The sequence below is a fragment of the Streptomyces sp. B1866 genome (assembly GCF_031932565.1).
Taxonomy (GTDB): Bacteria; Actinomycetota; Actinomycetes; order Streptomycetales; family Streptomycetaceae; genus Streptomyces.
In genome coordinates this window covers 18626-35982 of the sequence record NZ_JAVSCF010000037.1, presented here as the reverse complement: position 1 = coordinate 35982, position 17357 = coordinate 18626, and the positions used below count along the sequence as shown (strand labels likewise).

The window sequence follows — 17357 nt, the reverse complement described above, 5'->3', positions numbered from 1 at the left end:
GGCCGCCGCCCAGCCCGCGCCCGCCCAGCCCGCGCCTGCGCCCGCGAAGGCGGCCAAGGCCGAGCCGGCCGCCGCGGCGGGCGGCCCGGAGTTCGTGCCGCTGCGCGGCCCGGCCGCCGCCGTGGCCAAGAACATGAACGCGTCGCTGGAGCTGCCGACGGCCACCTCGGTCCGCGCGGTCCCGGTGAAGCTGCTGTTCGACAACCGCATCGTCATCAACAACCACCTCAAGCGCGCCCGCGGCGGCAAGGTCTCCTTCACGCACCTCATCGGCTACGCCATGGTGCAGGCCCTGAAGGCCATGCCGTCGATGAACCACTCGTTCGCCGAGAAGGACGGCAAGCCGACGCTGGTCAAGCCCGACCACGTCGGCCTGGGCCTGGCCATCGACCTGGTCAAGCCCAACGGCGACCGGCAGCTGGTGGTCGCGGCCATCAAGAAGGCCGAGACGCTCAACTTCTTCGAGTTCTGGCAGGCGTACGAGGACATCGTCCGCCGCGCCCGCGCGGGCAAGCTGACGATGGACGACTTCTCCGGCGTCACCGCCTCGCTGACCAACCCCGGCGGCATCGGCACCGTGCACTCCGTGCCGCGCCTGATGCCCGGCCAGGGCCTGATCATCGGCGTGGGCGCGATGGAGTACCCGGCCGAGTTCCAGGGCACCTCCCAGGACACCCTGAACCGGCTCGGCGTCTCCAAGGTCATGACGCTGACCAGCACCTACGACCACCGGGTGATCCAGGGCGCCGCCTCCGGCGAGTTCCTGCGCGTCATGAGCCAGCTGCTGCTCGGCGAGAACGGCTTCTACGACGAGATCTTCGAGTCGCTGCGCATCCCGTACGAGCCGGTCCGCTGGCTGCGCGACATCGACGCCTCGCACGACGACGACGTCACCAAGGCCGCCCGGGTCTTCGAGCTGATCCACTCCTACCGGGTGCGCGGCCACGTCATGGCCGACACCGACCCGCTGGAGTACCGCCAGCGCAAGCACCCCGACCTGGACATCACCGAGCACGGCCTGACCCTGTGGGACCTGGAGCGCGAGTTCGCCGTCGGCGGCTTCGCCGGCAAGTCGATGATGAAGCTGCGCGACATCCTCGGCGTGCTGCGCGACTCGTACTGCCGCACCACCGGCATCGAGTACATGCACATCCAGGACCCCAAGCAGCGCAAGTGGATCCAGGACCGGGTGGAGCGGCCGCATTCCAAGCCCGAGCGCGACGAGCAGCTGCGCGTCCTGCGCCGGCTGAACGCGGCGGAGGCGTTCGAGACGTTCCTCCAGACCAAGTACGTCGGCCAGAAGCGCTTCTCGCTGGAGGGCGGCGAGTCCAGCATCCCGCTGCTGGACGCGGTCATCGACGCCGCCGCCGAGTCGCGGCTGGACGAGGTCGTCATCGGCATGGCCCACCGCGGCCGGCTCAACGTGCTGGCCAACATCGTCGGCAAGTCGTACGCGCAGATCTTCCGCGAGTTCGAGGGCAACCTCGACCCGAAGTCCATGCACGGCTCCGGCGACGTGAAGTACCACCTGGGCGCCGAGGGCACCTTCACCGGCCTCGACGGCGAGCAGATCAAGGTCTCGCTGACCGCCAACCCCTCCCACCTGGAGGCCGTCGACCCGGTCCTGGAGGGCGTGGTCCGCGCCAAGCAGGACATCATCGGCAAGGCGGGCACGGACTTCACCGTCCTGCCGGTGGCGCTGCACGGCGACGCGGCCTTCGCCGGCCAGGGCGTCGTGGCCGAGACGCTGAACATGTCGCAGCTGCGCGGCTACCGCACCGGCGGCACCGTGCACATCGTCATCAACAACCAGGTCGGCTTCACCGCCGCGCCCACCGCCTCCCGCTCCTCGATGTACGCCACCGACGTGGCCCGCATGATCGAGGCGCCGATCTTCCACGTGAACGGCGACGACCCGGAGGCCGTGGTCCGCGTCGGCCGGCTGGCCTTCGAGTTCCGCCAGGCGTTCAACAAGGACGTGGTGATCGACCTCATCTGCTACCGCCGCCGCGGGCACAACGAGGCCGACAACCCGCAGTTCACCCAGCCGCTGATGTACAACCTGATCGACAAGAAGCGCTCGGTGCGCAAGCTGTACACCGAGTCGCTGATCGGCCGGGGCGACATCACGCTGGAGGAGGCCGAGCAGGCGCTCCAGGACTTCCAGGGCCAGCTGGAGAAGGTGTTCGCGGAGGTGCGCGACGCCACCGCCCAGCCGTCGCCGGTGCCGGTGCCCGAGCCGCAGCCGGAGTTCCCGGTCACCGTCGACACCTCCGTCAGCCAGGAGATCGTCAAGCGGGTCGCCGAGTCCCAGGTCAACCTGCCCGACCGGATCACCGTCCACCCGCGTCTGCTGCCGCAGCTCCAGCGCCGGGCGGGCATGATCGAGGACGGCTCGATCGACTGGGCCATGGGCGAGGCCATCGCCATCGGCTCCCTGCTGCTGGAGGGCACCCCGGTGCGCCTGGCCGGGCAGGACTCCCGCCGCGGCACCTTCGGCCAGCGGCACGCGGTGCTGGTGGACCGGGAGACCGGCGAGGACTACACCCCGCTGCTGTACCTGTCCGAGGACCAGGCCCGGTTCAACGTGTACGACTCGCTGCTGAGCGAGTACGCGGCGATGGGCTTCGAGTACGGCTACTCGCTCGCCCGCCCCGAGGCGCTGGTGCTGTGGGAGGCGCAGTTCGGCGACTTCGCCAACGGCGCGCAGACCGTCACCGACGAGTTCATCTCCTCGGCCGAGCAGAAGTGGGGCCAGACCTCCGGCGTCACCCTGCTGCTGCCGCACGGCTACGAGGGCCAGGGCCCGGACCACTCCTCGGCCCGCATCGAGCGCTACCTCCAGCTGTGCGCGCAGAACAACATGACGGTCGCCGTGCCGACGCTGCCGTCGAACTACTTCCACCTGCTGCGCTGGCAGGTGCACAACCCGCACCACAAGCCGCTGGTCGTCTTCACGCCCAAGCTGCTGCTGCGCCTGAAGGCGGCCACGTCCGCGGCGGAGGAGTTCACCTCGGGCGGCTTCCGCCCGGTGATCGGCGACGACGTGCCCGACCCGGCCGCGGTCCGCAAGGTCGTGCTCACCACCGGCAAGGTCTACTACGACCTGGCGGCGGAGCGCGACAAGCGCGGCGCGAACGACACCGTCCTGGTCCGCCTGGAGCGGCTGTACCCGCTGCCCGTGGCGGAGCTCCAGGCCGAGCTGGCGAAGTACCCGAACGCCGAGACGTTCGTGTGGGCGCAGGAGGAGCCGGCCAACCAGGGCGCGTGGCCTTATCTTCTGCAGAACCTGGTCGACCACCCGGAGCTGTCGTCCGGCCCGAACGCGAAGCTGCCCTCGGTCGACCGGCTGATCCGCGTCTCCCGGTCGCACTCCTCCTCCCCGGCCGTGGGCTCGAACAAGCGGCACCAGGCGGAGCAGCAGGCGCTGGTGGCGGAGGCCTTCGACGCCTGACACCACGCCGCCGGGGCCTTACCGCCCCGGCGGCACCGCCCAGCCAGGCCGAAGGCCCGGCCCCGCACCCTGCGGGACCGGGCCTTCGGCGCGTAAGGCCGGGCCGGGCGTGCCGGGCCGGGCGGGGTGCGGTGGCGTGGTCAGCCGCGGGCGGGCGTCCGGTGCAGGCGGCGGGACAGCGAGTCGACCACCACGGCGGCCAGCAGCACGCTGCCGGTGATCACGTACTGGACCGCCACTCCGATGCCCAGCAGGGCCATGCCGGAGGCGATCGACTGAATGACCAGCACGCCCAGCAGCGCCGACCAGGTGCGGCCGCGGCCGCCGAACAGGCTGGTGCCGCCGATGACGGCGGCGGCGATGACGTTGATCAGCAGGTTGGTCGAGCCGGACGTCTGGCCCACGGAAGCGATGCGGGAGGCCAGGAAGAGGCCGCCGACCGCGGCCATGGTCCCGGCCACCGCGAACACCGACACCCGCACCCGCAGCACGCTGACGCCGGCACGGCGGGCCGCCTCCATGCCGCCGCCGAGCGCGAGCACCGACCGCCCGTACGGCTGCGGCGCAGCACGAGGTCCAGGCCGGCGAGCACGGCGACCAGGACCAGCAGGGCCAGCGGCAGGGCCGGGCCGCGCGCCGCCGGAAAGCCGCCGACGACGGGACCCGCCGCCTCAGGACCCGCCGCCGCCTCAGGACCCGCCGTCGGCCGGGTCCCGCTCCCGGGGCGGCACGGCGACCTCCGCCCAGACCTGCTTGCCCCCCGCTCAGCGGCACCGAGCCCCACGCCTCCGCCACCGCCTCCACCAGCAGGACGCCCCGGCCGCCGGTGGCCTCCCAGTCGGTGCTCGCCGACTTCACCGGCGTACGGGGTGAGGCGTCGCTGACCGCCACCCGCAGCCGGTCCGCGCTGAGCGTGAGGTCGAGCCGGACCTGGCCCTGGGTGTGCACCAGGGCGTTGGTCATCAGCTCCGAGACGACCAGCAGGACGGTGTCGGCCCCGTCCGCCACCCGCCAGGAGCGCAGCGTGCGCGCGGTGAAGCGGCGCGCGTGGCCGACGGCGTCCGGCAGCCGCCACAGCGTCCAGCCGGCCCGGCGCGGCTTGACCTTCATGCCGTCGTAGCGCAGGAGCAGCAGCGCCACGTCGTCGTCGCGCCGGCTGGCGTCGCCGAGCAGCGCGTCCGCCAGCCACGCGACGTCGGCCGGGCTGGTGGCGGACAGCACGCCGCACACCCGGCTCAGGCCGTCCTCCAGGCTCAGCGCGGCGGACTCCACCAGGCCGTCGGTCATCAGGGCCAGCACCGCGCCGGGTTCGAGGCCGACGACGCTGATCGGGTACTCCGGGTCGGCCACCACGCCCAGCGGGGGCCCGCCCTCGACCTCCAGCGCGCGGGTGCCGCCGTCCGGGGCGCGCAGCACCGGCGGCAGGTGCCCGGCGCGGACCAGCCAGGCGTCTCCCTCCTCCATGTCCAGGGCGATGTAGGCGCAGGTGGCGAACAGGTCGGTCTCCATGCCCAGCAGCAGCCGGTTGGCGTGCGAGAAGACCACGTCGGGCGCGTGGCCCTCCACGGCGTAGGCGCGGATCGCGGTGCGGATCTGGCCCATGATCGTCGCCGCTGCGGCGCTGTGCCCCTGCACGTCGCCGATGACGAGGGCCACGTGCCGGTCGGACAGCGGGATCACGTCGTACCAGTCGCCGCCGACGTCGAGGCCCACCGTCGCGGGCAGGTAGCGGGCGATGGCCACGCCGCCGGGCAGCCGCGGCAGCGTACGGGGCAGCAGGCTGCGCTGGAGCATCGCGGCCAGCTCGTGCTCGGCGTCCGCCGCGCGGGCCCGCACCATGGCCTGGCCCACCAGTCCGGCCGCGGCCGCCAGCACGTCCCCCTCCCGTGGGCCGAACGCGTGCGGCCGCGACCAGCCGACCAGGCACACGCCGACCACCCGGCCGTCGGCCGCGAGCGGCAGCACGGCCAGGCCGCCGGGGCCGACGCCCGCGATGCCGGGCTCGAACAGCTCGTCCGCGGGCCACACGCTCATGCGGCCCGCCCGCAGCGCCGCCTCCAGCGCGGGCAGGGCGCGGGCGGGCACGTACGGCCACTCGAAGCGCCAGTTCTCCGGCCAGGCGGCGCGCTCGGGCGGGTCGAGCGCGGTGACCACCAGCCGGTCGGCCTCGGACTCGGCCAGTGCCGCCCGGTCGGCGCCCAGGCCGCGCAGCGCGGCGACCGCCGCCTCGCTGACGTCCCGTACGGTCACGGCGGTGGCCAGGGACGCGGACAGCCGCCGTACGGCGGGCAGCTCGCCGGTGTCCGGCCGGAGGTGCGCGTCGGCGGGCGGCCCGCCGTCCGGGTCAGGCCCGGGCCGGTCAGGCTCGCCGGGAACCCGGGGATCGCCCACGTCGGACATCGCCCTCGTCCCATCGTCCGCGCCTGCCGCCGGTCCGAGCACTTCCAGCGTAGGAAAGCGGGCCCCAGGCGGCGACAGGGCCGCGCCCGGCCGCGCACCTCCGGCCCGCGCACCCTCCGGCCCCACGCCGCACACTCCGGCCCGCGCCGCTCACGTCCGCGCGGACGTGAGCGGACCCGGCGGCCGGTCCCCCGGGCCGCCTATCCTGGCCGCGCGGGGCCGCGGGCTCCGCACCCCGTCCCCGACCCCTCGGAGCACCCCTTGTACTTCACCGACCGTGGCATCGAGGAACTGGAGCGGCGGCGCGGCGCGGAGGAGGTGACGTTCGAGTGGCTCGCCGAGCAGCTGCGGACGTTCGTGGACCTCAACCCCGACTTCGAGGTGCCCGTCGAGCGCCTGGCGACCTGGCTGGCCCGGCTCGACGACGAGGACGACGCGTGACGGGCGGTGCCGGGCCCTCGTGACCCCCGGCGCTCGGGACTCCCCTGGCGCTCCCGCCTCCCCGGCGCTCTTGACTCTCCGGTGCCGCGATATATCGTGTCTCTCGGGAGACGCGATATAGGTTGCGTCATGCGCCCGCCAGTCGGCGCGCCCCCGCCGCCGCGCGCCCGAACCGCCCGCGCCCGGCCGCCTTCGCGGCGGCTGCGGCGGGCCCGGTCCGGGCCCCCGGCCGGGGGCGGCCACCAGGACAGCCATTGGGGAGGCCAGGGATGTCAGACCGGTCCGAGTGGTCCATCACCGTGCCGCAGAAACTCACCTTCGACGTCCCCGTCTCCACGCTCCACGTGCGCGTCGTGGGCGGCACGGTCAACGTCGTCGGCACCGACGGCGGCCCGGCCCGCCTGGAGCTGTCCGAGCTCCAGGGCCCGCCGCTGACCGTCACGCACAAGGGCGGCACGCTGAGCGTCGTATACGACGACCTGCCGTGGAAGGGCCTGCTGCGGTGGCTCGACCGCAAGGGCTGGAACCGCAGGGCGCACGTCACCCTCGCCGTGCCCACCGGGACCCGGACCTCGGTCGGCGTCGTCGGCGCCTCCGCCGTGGTCTCCGGGCTCACCGGGCACACCGAGGTGCGCGGCGTCTCCGGCGACATCACCCTCGTCGGGCTGACCGGCGCGGTCCGTGCCGACACCGTCTCCGGACGGGTGGAGGCCCAGGCGGTGGCCGGTGACCTGCGGTTCAACTCGGTCTCCGGCGACCTCACCGTCATCGAGGGCGCGGGCTCCGCCGTCAAGGCCGACACGGTCAGCGGCAACATGGTCCTCGACCTCGCCGCCACCTCCAAGGGCTCGGACATCAGCCTGACGACCGTCTCGGGCGAGATCGCCATCCGGCTGCCGCATCCGGCCGACGCGGAGGTCGAGGCCAACACGGCCAGCGGGCCGGTGTCCAACGCCTTCGCGGACCTGCGGGTCACCGGCCAGTGGGGCGCCAAGCGCGTCACCGGCACGCTCGGCGCGGGCAGCGGCCGGCTCAGGGCCACGACCGTCTCCGGCGCCATCGCGCTGCTGCGCCGGCCCGAACCGCCCGACGACGACCTCCCGGAAGACGACATTCCGGAAGGTGTGCCCGGGACGGGCCCCGGCGGCGCGCCCGCCGCCGGACGGGACGACTCGCACGGAAAGGTCCTCTGATGCCCCCGGTGTTCGCCCACGGCCGCCTGCGCCTGTACCTGCTGAAGCTGCTGGACGAGGCCCCGCGCCACGGCTACGAGGTGATCCGCCTGCTGGAGGAGCGCTTCCAGGGCCTCTACGCGCCCTCGGCCGGCACCGTCTACCCCCGGCTGGCCAAGCTGGCCGCCGAGGGCCTGGTCACCCACACCACCGAGGGCGGCCGCAAGGTCTACGCCATCACCGACGCCGGCCGCGCCGAGCTGGCCGACCGCGGCGGCGAACTGGCCGACCTGGAGCTGGAGATCCGCGAGTCGGTCGCCGAACTGGCCGCCGAGATCCGCGAGGACGTCCACGGCTCGGCCCGCGACCTGCGCCGCGAGGTGCGCGAGGCCGCCGCCCGGACGCGTACCTCCGGCAGCGGCCGCGGCCCCGGGGACAGGGACGGAGACGGGGACGGCGGCGGGAGCGCCGCAGACGGCCAGGACGCCTGGTCCGACCGCGACGCGTGGCGGCAGGCGAAGGAGGAGATGCGGCGCGCCAAGGAGCAGTGGAAGGAGCAGGCGCGCCGGGCCAAGGAGGAGAGCCGCCGCGCCCGGCAGGACGCCCAGCGGGCCCGCAGGCAGGCGCGGGAGGCGCAGGACATCGCGCTGGAGGAGGTGCAGCGGCTCGCCTGGCGCGTCCAGGAGCAGACGCGGGAGCACATCCGGGCGGGCGACTGGCAGCGCGCGGTGTGGGAGGGGCTGGGCGAGGTGTCCCGGTCGATGGCGCGCATCTCGCAGCAGGGCGCGGCGCCCACCGACTGGGGCGCGGACGGCCCGTTCACCGCACGGCGCGAGGGCCCGCCGTACGGTGCCGGAGACGCGCGCGCCGCGGGCGGTACGCACGGGAAGGCCGGCGGCCGGAAGGCCGGGGACGGGGCGGACGGCGAGGCGGACGGCGGGGCGGACGGCGCCGGCGTGGCGGAACCGGCGTGGGCCCGGGACTTCGCCCCCTCCCGCGACCCCGCGCGCGACCTGGACCGGCTGCTGGACCGCTTCCGCGACGGCGTCCGGGACGCGGCCCGCGACCACGGCGTGACGCCCGCCCAGCTGGCCGAGGCCCGCACCCGGCTGGCGGCGACGGCCGCACGCCTCGACGCCCTGCTGCGCGGCAGGCCCGCGAGCGGCCAGGCCCCGGAAGGGCGGAGTACGGACAGGCGGGGTACGGACGGGCGGGGCGCGGGGGCGCCGGGCTCGGAGGGCTTGCGGAAGGACGGCCGGGACGGCGGCGGCCCGGCCGGGGACGGCCGGGGCGGGAACGGTACGGACTGGTAGGCCCGGACCGGGGAAGGCCCCCGCCGACCGGGAACGGACCCCGGGGGCCCGGCCCCCGGGGTACGGGCCCGGGGGCCCGGCCCGGTATCGCCGCCGGAATCCCTGGACGCTGACGAGCTCGTGCACGGTAGGCCAGGGAGCACGTCAAACCGTCAGTACGACCTTTCCGAACAGGTCGCCGCCGGCGATCTTCTCCAGACCCTCCCGGGCCCGGTCCAGCGGCAGCACGGAGTCGATGACCGGCCGGATGCCCTTGGCGACGCAGAAGCTGACCAGGCTCTCCAGCTCGTCCTTGGTGCCCATGGTGGAGCCGACGACCTTCAGCTCCAGGAAGAAGATCCGGTTCAGCTCGCCGGACTTCGGGGTCTGGCCGCTGGTCGCGCCGGAGATGACGAGGCTGCCGCCGGGCTTGAGCGACTTGACCGAGTGCGACCAGGTGGCGGCGCCGACCGTCTCGATGACCGCGTCCACGCGGCGCGGCAGCCGCTCGCCGGAGTCGAAGGCGGCCTCGGCGCCCAGCTCCACGGCCCGCTTGCGCTTGGCCTCGTCCCGGCTGGTGGCGAAGACCCGCAGGCCCGCCGCGGCGGCGAGCACGATCGCGGCGGTGGCCACGCCGCCGCCCGCGCCCTGCACCAGCACGGTGTCGCCGGGGCCGACGCCCGCGTTGGTGAACAGCATGCGGTAGGCGGTCAGCCAGGCCGTCGGCAGGCAGGCGGCCTCCTCGAACGACAGCTCCTTGGGCTTGGGCAGCACGTTCCAGGTGGGCACGGTGGCCCGCTCGGCGAAGGTGCCCTGGTAGCGCTCGGTGAGCAGGGAGCGGGGCTCGTTCGGGCCGACGCCGTGGCCGGACTGGCCGATGACGGAGTGCAGGACGACCTCGTTGCCGTCCTCGTCGAGGCCCGCCGCGTCGCAGCCGAGGATCATCGGCAGCGACTCCTCGCCGAGCCCGACGCCGCGCAGCGACCACAGGTCGTGGTGGTTGAGGGAGGCGGCCTTGACGGTGATGGTGCTCCAGCCGGGCCGCTTCTCGGGCTCGGGGCGCTCGCCCAGTTCGAGGCCGTTGAGCGGCTGGTCGCGGTCGATACGTGCAGCGTAGGCAGCGAACATGATCTCGACCATAGGCCGCGGTGCCCGGGCAGTGGAAGCACGTCGCCCTGTGACACACGCCGCGCACCGGACGTCATACGGCCACCAGGCCCGTACGGCCGGCCGCGCCCGTACGGCCAGGCCCGGCCCGTACGGCACCGGCGGCGGCACCGGACGACACACGGCGGCGGCAGGGGCCACGCAGGCCCTGCCGCCGCCGGTCCCGGCCGCCCGCGCCGGACGGCGCCCGGGCGGCCGGACGGGGATCAGATCCGCGCCACGCCCTCGGCGCGGGCCGCGGCCGCCACCGCGGAGGTGACCGCCGGGGCCACCCGCTCGTCGAACGGGGAGGGGATGACCTTGTCCGGGGACAGCTCGTCGGCCACGACCGCGGCCAGCGCCTCGGCCGCCGCCAGCTTCATGCCCTCGGTGATCCGGGACGCGCGCACCTGGAGGGCCCCGGCGAAGATGCCGGGGAAGGCGAGCACGTTGTTGATCTGGTTGGGGAAGTCGCTGCGCCCGGTGGCGACCACGGCCGCGTACTTGTGCGCCACGTCCGGGTGGATCTCCGGGTTCGGGTTGGCCATGGCGAAGATGAACGCGCCCGGCGCCATCTTGGCCACCGCCTCCTCCGGCACCGTGCCGCCGCTGACGCCGATGAAGACGTCCGCGCCGTCCAGCGCCGACTCCAGCGAGCCGGTCAGGCCGGCCTTGTTGGTGAAGGACGCCAGGTCGCGCTTGACGTCCGTCAGGTCCTCGCGGTCGCGGGAGACGATGCCCTTGCGGTCGGTGACCGCCACGTCCCCGATGCCCGCCTCGATGAGGATCTTCGCAATGGCGACCCCGGCCGCGCCGGCGCCGGAGATCACGGCGCGCAGCTGGCCGAGCGCCCGGCCGGTCAGCTTGGCGGCGTTGCGCAGGGCGGCGAGGGTGACGACCGCGGTGCCGTGCTGGTCGTCGTGGAAGACGGGGATGTCCAGCCGCTCGATCAGCTTCGCCTCGATCTCGAAGCAGCGCGGAGCGGAGATGTCCTCCAGGTTGATGCCGCCGAAGGACGGGGCGAGCCGGGCCACGGTCTCCACGATCTCGTCCGAGTCCCGGCAGTCGAGCGCGATCGGCACGGCGTCGACGCCGCCGAACTGCTTGAAGAGGATGGCCTTGCCCTCCATCACCGGCAAGGACGCCTCGGGCCCGATGTCGCCGAGCCCGAGGACCGCGGTGCCGTCGGTGACCACGGCCACGACCTGGGAGCGCCAGGTGTAGTCGTAGACCAGCTCGGGCTGCTCGGCGATGGCGCTGCACACCTTCGCCACGCCCGGCGTGTAGGCGAGGGACAGGTCGTCCTTGTCGCGCAACGGCACGGTCGCCTGGACGGCGAGCTTGCCGCCTCGGTGCAACGCGAACGCCGGATCGACGGGCTCGCCGCCGTCCGCAGCGCCCTGCTGGCCGCTGTCACTTCCGCCGCGAGGATTTTCGATCTCCGCTGCCACTGTATGTGACCCCTTATGTCTCAGTCCGTTGAGGGTAACCGCCCCTGGTTGGGGAGCGGGCGGGCACTGTGTCCGGATCTCCGTCCGGCGGATGGCCGCCGCGCGGAGTCGGGATACGGACACCGGGCGCGCCGCACATGCGCCCTGAGCCCCGGGTGAGGGGTATAACCGTCTGTTCTACCTGAAGGGCGTTTCCGGGGGCGAGTGAGTTCCGCGACGCCGATGCCACGGAGGGGGTACGGCCACGGATGTGGGCACGTCACACGCCCACCGGACCTGAGGGTCGCCGGCAGGCGTGATGAAGATCTCCTTCCGTTTATCGGATGCCGCCGCTTGCGCACTCGCCGCGGACGCATTTCGCATCCGCACACCACGGGGGTCGCCCGTTATCCGATTTTGACATGACCGGCCGCCCGAACGAGCCGTACCGGATGGCAAGATGCCCCAATCACACAAGGTACGGCGCGCAAAGGCGCCCGCCCGCCACCCGCACGGCCACTCCCCTACCCCGCAGGAGGACCAGCATGAGTGTCTGTACCACCCGCCGACGGGCGGCCTGGAGAGCCCGGGCCACCGCCGTCGGCGCGATCGCGGTCAGCGGCTCGCTGCTGCTGGCCGCGTGTGGCGACCAGACCGATGACGTGGACGGCGGCGGAAAGCGCGCGGCGGGCAACAAGGCCCCGCTCTTCGACCGGCTGCCGCCGCGGATCCAGGCGTCGGGCGTGATCAGGGTCGGCTCGGACATCAAGTACCCGCCCGTGGAATTCCGCAAGAACGGCAAGGTCACCGGCTTCGACCCGGACCTCGCCGACGCGCTCGGCGCGCAGCTCGGCGTGCGCTTCGTCTTCAACAACGGCACGTTCGACACCCTGCTGACGGGCCTGCGCGCCAAGCGCTACGACGTGGCCATGTCGGCGATGACCGACAGCAGGAGCCGCCAGGACGGCGTCGACCCGGGCACCGGCAAGAAGGTCGGGGAGGGGGTCGACTTCGTCGACTACCTCGTCGCCGGCGTCTCGATCTACACGCGTAAAGGCGACAACCAGGGCATTACGACCTGGGATGACCTGTGCGGCAAGCGGATCGTCGTGCAGCGCAACACCGTCTCGCACGACCTGGCCAAGGACCAGTCGAAGAAGTGCGCGGGCGGCGGCAAGGAGACGATCTCCATCGAGGCGTTCGCCGACGACACCGAGGCGCAGACCCGGCTGCGCGCGGGCGGCGCCAACGCGGGCGCCAGCGACTTCCCGGTGGCGGCGTACGCCGTGCGCACCTCCGGGGGCGGCAACGACTTCCGGCTGGTCGGCGAGCAGGTGGAGGCGGCTCCGTACGGCATCGCCCTGGCCAAGGGCAACACGCGGCTGCGGGACGCGCTGCGGGACGCGCTCGCGGCGATCATGAAGAACGGCGAGTACCAGAAGGTGGTGAAGAAGTGGGGCATGGAGAGCGGAGCGGTCACCGAGGCGAAGATCAACAGCGGCACCTGAGCGCCGCCCCCGGCGCCCCGGGCATCCCCGGCGCCCCGGGCGTCCCGGCCGCCCCGGAGGCCCCCGGGCCCGAGCGCCCCCGCCGCCTCGGGGCCTCCCGGCGCCCCCGCGCCCGCCAGCCGTACCGAAAGGCATGCACCCGTGACCACTGAGCTGGCCAAACCCGACCCCACCGACGCCCCGCCGCCCGTCCCGCAGGTCATCAGGGCCGTGCCCGTCCGGCACTACGGGCGGTGGATCTCGGCCGTCGTCGTCCTGGCCCTGGTCGGCCTGTTGGGCTACGCGTTCGCGCAGGGCCAGGTCCGCTGGGGCACGATCCCGGACTACTTCTTCAACGACCGGGTCCTCACCGGCGTCGGCCACACCGCCCTGATCACGGTCGCCTCGATGGCGCTCGGCGTGACGCTGGGCGTCGTGCTGGCCGTGATGCGGCTGTCGAAGAACCCGGTGACCGGCTCGATCGCCTGGTGCTACATCTGGTTCTTCCGCGGCACGCCGGTGTACGTCCAGCTGCTGCTGTGGTTCAACCTCGGCCTGATCTTCCAGTACATCAACCTGGGCCCGGTCTACAAGGACGAGTGGTCGGACTTCATGACCCCGTTCCTGGCCGCGCTGCTGGGCCTGGGCCTGAACGAGGCCGCGTACATGGCCGAGATCGTACGGGCCGGCCTCCAGGCCGTCGACGAGGGACAGACCGAGGCCGCGCACGCGCTGGGCATGAGCCACGCGCGGACGCTGCGCCGGGTGGTGCTGCCGCAGGCCATGCGGGTGATCGTGCCGCCGACCGGCAACGAGTTCATCAACATGCTCAAGACGACCTCGCTGGTCATCGCCGTGCAGTACTTCGACCTGCTCCAGGCGGGCAACGAGGTCGGCTCGGAGTCCGGCGCCACCGCCGAGATGCTGTTCCTGGCCGCCGCCTGGTACCTGCTGCTCACCTCGGTCCTGAGCATCGGCCAGTACTACCTGGAGCGGTACTACGCGCGCGGGTCGAGCCGCAGCCTGCCGCCCACCCCGTGGCAGCGGGTGCGTACCGCCGTGTTCTCCGTCGGCCGCGGCAGGCAGGAGGCCCGCGCATGACCACCGCCGTCCCGATGGTGAAGGCCGAGGGCGTGTACAAGTCGTACGGGCTCGTGCCGGTCCTCAAGGGCATAGACCTGGAGGTGGCGCCGCGTGAGGTGTGCTGCCTCATCGGCCCCTCGGGGTCGGGGAAGTCGACCTTCCTGCGCTGCATCAACCACCTGGAGAAGATCAACGCCGGGCGGCTGTCCGTGGACGGCGAGCTGGTCGGCTACCGGCAGCGCGGCGACCGGCTGTACGAGCTGAAGGACCGCGAGGTGGCCGCCAAGCGGCGCGACATCGGCATGGTCTTCCAGCGCTTCAACCTCTTCCCGCACATGACGGCCCTGGAGAACGTCATGGAGGCGCCGGTGCAGGTCAAGCGGGAGGCCAAGGCGGTCGCGCGGGACCGGGCGCGGCGGCTGCTGGACCGGGTGGGGCTGGCCGACAAGGCCGGCAGCTACCCGTCCCAGCTCTCCGGCGGCCAGCAGCAGCGGGTGGCCATCGCGCGGGCGCTGGCCATGGAGCCGAAGCTGATGCTCTTCGACGAGCCCACCTCGGCGCTGGACCCGGAGCTGGTCGGGGACGTGCTCGACGTGATGCGGGGGCTCGCCGAGGACGGCATGACGATGATCGTCGTGACGCACGAGATGGGGTTCGCGCGGGAGGTCGGCGACTCGGTGGTGTTCATGGACGACGGCGTGGTGGTGGAGGCCGGGCACCCGCGCGAGGTGCTGACCAACCCGCGGCACGAGCGGACGCGGTCGTTCCTGTCAAAGGTGCTGTAGGGCGCCGCCGTCGCGGTCGGCGGCCCGCCGACCGCGACGGCCGGGGTCACTTCAGCCCGAGCACCACGGCGTCGGACAGCGAGCACCAGACCGTACGGGCCTCGGCGAACCCCGCCTCGCGCAGCGCGTGCGCGTGCCAGGCCGGGGACTGGGTCTCGCCGTCGGCGTGGTCGCCCGCGAGCGGGTTGCCGAAGATGCGGAACCGCTCGGCGACCGGGGCGGCCAGCACCGGGTCCTCGGCGGCGGCCCGCCACCAGTCGGCCCAGTCCCAGGCGCCCTCGGCCCGGGCCCGCTCCTGGCGGGCGCGGGTGTGGTCGCGGTCGGCGGCGTTCAGCCGCGGGGTGGACCCGTCCGGCATGTGGTCGGCGTTCAGGAACACGCCGCCGTCCCGTACGACGCCGGCGACCTGCGCGTACAGGGCGCGCAGCTCCTCCTCGCGCAGCCAGTGCAGGGCGGTGGCGGTGAGCACCGCGTCGAAGGCACGGTGCGGCAGGCGGTCGGTCCACCGCGGGTCGCGCAGGTCGGCGGTGACCAGGCGTACGCGCGGGTCGCCCGCGAAGTGGCCGCGCGCGATGGTCAGCAGGGCCGGGTCCAGGTCGACGCCGACACTGGCGGCGCGCGGGAACCTGCGCAGCACCCGGTCGGTGATGCTGCCGGTGCCGCAGGCGAGGTCGAGCACCGCGGGCTCCGGCCCGGCCACGGCCTCCACCGCGTCGAGCATGGCCCGGAACCGCTCCTCGCGGTCGGGCATGTACCACTCCTGCTGCCGGTCCCAGCTGTCCTGCCACGCGCGCCAGTCCGGTGCGGTCACGGTGTCCGTCATCACGCCTCCCCGTAATACCCTCTAACCCGTAGCATCCATTACTGAACCCTAGGCGCGCTCGGTAAGGACCACAAGTGGAACTGGCGTATTACGCGGATCTGGCCGTGCGCCTCGTCAACAGCGAGGAGCCCGGCCGCGGCACCGACAGCCTCACCTCGCTGGCGGCCGTACGGGCGCTCTTCGGCGCGTCGCAGCAGATGGCGCGGCGGGCCACCGAGGCCGACATCACCCGGCTGCGGTCGGCCCGGGCGCGGCTGCGCGCGGTGTTCGAGGCCGCCTCGGAGGGCGACGAGGTACGGGCGGTGGACCTGCTCAACGCGCTGCTGCTGGAGTTCCCGGTGAGCCCGCAGATCTCCGGGCACGAGTTCCGCGACGAGGACGGCCGCCCGAAGTGGCACCTGCACCTGGCCGACCACGCCGGGACCGCGGGCGCGGGCTACACCGCGACCGCCGCCATGGGCCTGGCCGTCCAGCTCGCCGAGCTGGGCCCCGACCGGCTCGGGCTGTGCGAGGCGGCCCCCTGCCGCAACGCCTTCGTCGACACGTCGACCAACCGCTCCCGGCGCTACTGCTCCGACCGCTGCGCCACCCGCGCCAACGTGGCCGCCTACCGCGCCCGGCGCAGGCGCCTGGACGCCGAACGCTCCGCGAGCCCCCCGAGCGCCCCCCGCAGCGACCGCCCGGACCGCACCGGCCGCACCGCCGACACCGCCCACGCGAGCATCCCGCCCACCGACCGCTGACCCCCGCGCTCCGCACTCGGCGGCGGCCGCAGCCGCATCCACACTCTGGCCACCACCAGCTCGTCCGGCACCACGCCGAACTCCCGGCTGTCGTTCTCCACGTACGGGTTGTCCCCCACCACCCACCACCCGCCGCGCCGCCGCTCGGCCACCCGCTTGACGATCAGCAGGTCCTGCCGGAAGGGATGCCGCAGCACCACCACGTCCCCCGGCCGCACCGGGGCCCCGTAGCGGACGACGAGCTGGTCACCGGGGCTGAGCGTGGGCACCATCGACGGGTTGTACACCTCGGCGAGCCCGAGCCTCAGCAGCCCGCGACGCTCGCGCTCCTCCTCCGACCCGCGCTCGTGGACCAGCTCCCGCATCACGACGGCACCTCCGGTCTGTTTCGTCCACTGGTCCCAGGCTGCCACTGGACTTTTGACCTAAGCCCACCGGGGCACCCGAGAAAAGCCTTCCCCCACCGAGTAATCTCCCACCTGAGAAGACGATCACGAGGAAGGACAGCTCCTATGCTCTCCCGCCTGTTCGCCCCGAAGGTGAGGGTCAGCGCGCACTGCGACCTCCCCTGCGGCGTATACGACCCCGCTCAGGCCCGCATCGAGGCCGAGTCGGTCAAGGCCGTCCAGGAGAAGTACCAGGCCAACGAGGACCCCCACTTCCGCGCCCGCGCCACCGACATCAAGGAGCAGCGCGCCGAGCTGGCCAAGCACCACGTCTCGGTGCTGTGGAGCGACTACTTCAAGCCCCCGCACTTCGAGAAGTACCCCGAGCTTCACCAGCTGTTCAACGACACCCTGAAGGCGCTCAGCGCGGCCAAGGCGTCCACGGACCCGGCGACCGGCCAGAAGGCGCTGGACTACATCGCCCAGATTGACAAGATCTTCTGGGAGACCAAGAAGGCTTGATCTCTGCCTAGGCCGCTTGACCTGCGCAGATGCGATCGTCGGTGGTCTCCGGTCCGCACCCGGTCCGCAGGGCTCCCAAGCTGGGGAGTCCCTGACGGGCCGGGTGCGGTCGTCTTCACCGGACCGCAGGGGCGCGCGAGCCTCGCCGACATGAGTACGGTGCTGCTGACGAGATACGAGCGGCGGAAACCAC

Annotated in this window: 12 protein-coding genes and 3 pseudogenes; 9 read left to right on the top strand and 6 right to left on the bottom strand. The window is 73.3% G+C overall.

Translation table 11 applies throughout. The features are described from left to right. On the top strand, window positions 1–3454 hold a 3454-nt coding region (locus tag RKE29_RS08450), incomplete at its 5' end, for a multifunctional oxoglutarate decarboxylase/oxoglutarate dehydrogenase thiamine pyrophosphate-binding subunit/dihydrolipoyllysine-residue succinyltransferase subunit (RefSeq protein ID WP_312004456.1). Between the two features lie 140 nt (window positions 3455–3594). On the opposite strand, the pseudogene RKE29_RS08445 reads toward RKE29_RS08450, so the two are convergent. Next, window positions 3595–4076: pseudogene (locus tag RKE29_RS08445) on the bottom strand (sugar ABC transporter permease); the annotation flags it as partial. A 67-nt stretch (window positions 4077–4143) separates the two neighbouring features. After that, a pseudogene (locus RKE29_RS08440) lies at window positions 4144–5779 on the bottom strand (SpoIIE family protein phosphatase); the annotation flags it as partial. 336 nt (window positions 5780–6115) lie between these two features. Here RKE29_RS08440 and RKE29_RS08435 point away from each other — a divergent pair. The 3 genes from RKE29_RS08435 to RKE29_RS08425 all read left to right on the top strand — a co-directional run bounded on the left by RKE29_RS08435 (window position 6116) and on the right by RKE29_RS08425 (window position 8780). Beyond that, complete coding sequence (locus RKE29_RS08435) at window positions 6116–6295, top strand: DUF6104 family protein (RefSeq protein WP_312004455.1); 180 nt, start codon at window positions 6116–6118, stop codon at window positions 6293–6295. A 269-nt stretch (window positions 6296–6564) separates the two neighbouring features. Continuing rightward, window positions 6565–7488 carry a DUF4097 family beta strand repeat-containing protein gene (locus tag RKE29_RS08430; RefSeq protein WP_312004454.1) on the top strand — a complete coding sequence of 308 codons (924 nt, stop codon included), beginning with the start codon at window positions 6565–6567 and terminating at the stop codon, window positions 7486–7488. Continuing rightward, complete coding sequence (locus tag RKE29_RS08425) at window positions 7488–8780, top strand: helix-turn-helix transcriptional regulator (RefSeq protein ID WP_312004453.1); 1293 nt, start codon at window positions 7488–7490, stop codon at window positions 8778–8780. The genes RKE29_RS08430 and RKE29_RS08425 overlap by 1 nt, the downstream gene beginning before the upstream one ends. Before the next feature lie 144 nt (window positions 8781–8924). Here the strand turns inward: RKE29_RS08425 and RKE29_RS08420 are convergent, their stop codons facing one another. Both RKE29_RS08420 and RKE29_RS08415 read right to left on the bottom strand, forming a co-directional pair. Further along, window positions 8925–9887 carry a zinc-binding dehydrogenase gene (locus RKE29_RS08420; protein ID WP_312004452.1) on the bottom strand — a complete coding sequence of 321 codons (963 nt, stop codon included), beginning with the start codon at window positions 9885–9887 and terminating at the stop codon, window positions 8925–8927. 245 nt (window positions 9888–10132) lie between these two features. After that, a complete protein-coding gene (locus tag RKE29_RS08415; protein WP_312004451.1) occupies window positions 10133–11356 on the bottom strand; it encodes an NADP-dependent malic enzyme in 1224 nt (407 codons plus the stop codon). A gap of 524 nt (window positions 11357–11880) precedes the next feature. Here RKE29_RS08415 and RKE29_RS08410 point away from each other — a divergent pair. From RKE29_RS08410 to RKE29_RS08400, 3 genes are all read left to right on the top strand, one after another. After that, entirely contained in the window at window positions 11881–12843 is a 963-nt protein-coding gene (locus RKE29_RS08410) for an ABC transporter substrate-binding protein (protein ID WP_312004450.1), read from the top strand. Window positions 12844–12984: 141 nt separating this feature from the next. Further along, the gene (locus RKE29_RS08405; RefSeq protein WP_312004449.1) at window positions 12985–13923 is read left to right on the top strand and encodes an amino acid ABC transporter permease; all 939 of its coding nucleotides are present in this window, start codon (window positions 12985–12987) and stop codon (window positions 13921–13923) included. Beyond that, on the top strand, window positions 13920–14690 hold the full coding sequence (locus RKE29_RS08400) for an amino acid ABC transporter ATP-binding protein (RefSeq protein ID WP_312004447.1): 771 nt from the start codon (window positions 13920–13922) through the stop codon (window positions 14688–14690). Before RKE29_RS08405 ends, RKE29_RS08400 begins: the two co-directional genes overlap by 4 nt. Window positions 14691–14736: 46 nt before the next feature. Here the strand turns inward: RKE29_RS08400 and RKE29_RS08395 are convergent, their stop codons facing one another. Then, window positions 14737–15513 carry a class I SAM-dependent methyltransferase gene (locus RKE29_RS08395; protein ID WP_312004446.1) on the bottom strand — a complete coding sequence of 259 codons (777 nt, stop codon included), beginning with the start codon at window positions 15511–15513 and terminating at the stop codon, window positions 14737–14739. A 74-nt stretch (window positions 15514–15587) separates the two neighbouring features. Between RKE29_RS08395 and RKE29_RS08390 the strand changes: the two genes are divergently transcribed. After that, window positions 15588–16256, top strand: a complete 669-nt coding sequence (locus tag RKE29_RS08390) for a CGNR zinc finger domain-containing protein (protein WP_312004445.1) — start codon at window positions 15588–15590, stop codon at window positions 16254–16256. On the opposite strand, the pseudogene sodX reads toward RKE29_RS08390, so the two are convergent. Beyond that, window positions 16202–16621, bottom strand: a pseudogene (sodX, locus tag RKE29_RS08385) (nickel-type superoxide dismutase maturation protease); the annotation flags it as partial. The gene RKE29_RS08390 and the pseudogene sodX overlap by 55 nt on opposite strands. Before the next feature lie 147 nt (window positions 16622–16768). Between sodX and sodN the strand changes: the two are divergent. Continuing rightward, entirely contained in the window at window positions 16769–17164 is a 396-nt protein-coding gene (sodN, locus tag RKE29_RS08380; protein WP_312004444.1) for a superoxide dismutase, Ni, read from the top strand. Window positions 17165–17357: the final 193 nt, after the last annotated feature.

Bases quoted from the DNA above. Each gene is read 5' to 3' on its own strand.
- RKE29_RS08420 (WP_312004452.1), bottom strand. From the start codon at position 9,887: ATGTTCGCTGCCTACGCTGCACGTATCGACCGCGACCAGCCGCTCAAC.
- RKE29_RS08425 (WP_312004453.1), top strand. From the start codon at position 7,488: ATGCCCCCGGTGTTCGCCCACGGCCGCCTGCGCCTGTACCTGCTGAAG.
- RKE29_RS08400 (WP_312004447.1), top strand. From the start codon at position 13,920: ATGACCACCGCCGTCCCGATGGTGAAGGCCGAGGGCGTGTACAAGTCG.
- RKE29_RS08430 (WP_312004454.1), top strand. From the start codon at position 6,565: ATGTCAGACCGGTCCGAGTGGTCCATCACCGTGCCGCAGAAACTCACC.
- sodN (WP_312004444.1), top strand. From the start codon at position 16,769: ATGCTCTCCCGCCTGTTCGCCCCGAAGGTGAGGGTCAGCGCGCACTGC.
- RKE29_RS08395 (WP_312004446.1), bottom strand. From the start codon at position 15,513: ATGACGGACACCGTGACCGCACCGGACTGGCGCGCGTGGCAGGACAGC.
- RKE29_RS08410 (WP_312004450.1), top strand. From the start codon at position 11,881: ATGAGTGTCTGTACCACCCGCCGACGGGCGGCCTGGAGAGCCCGGGCC.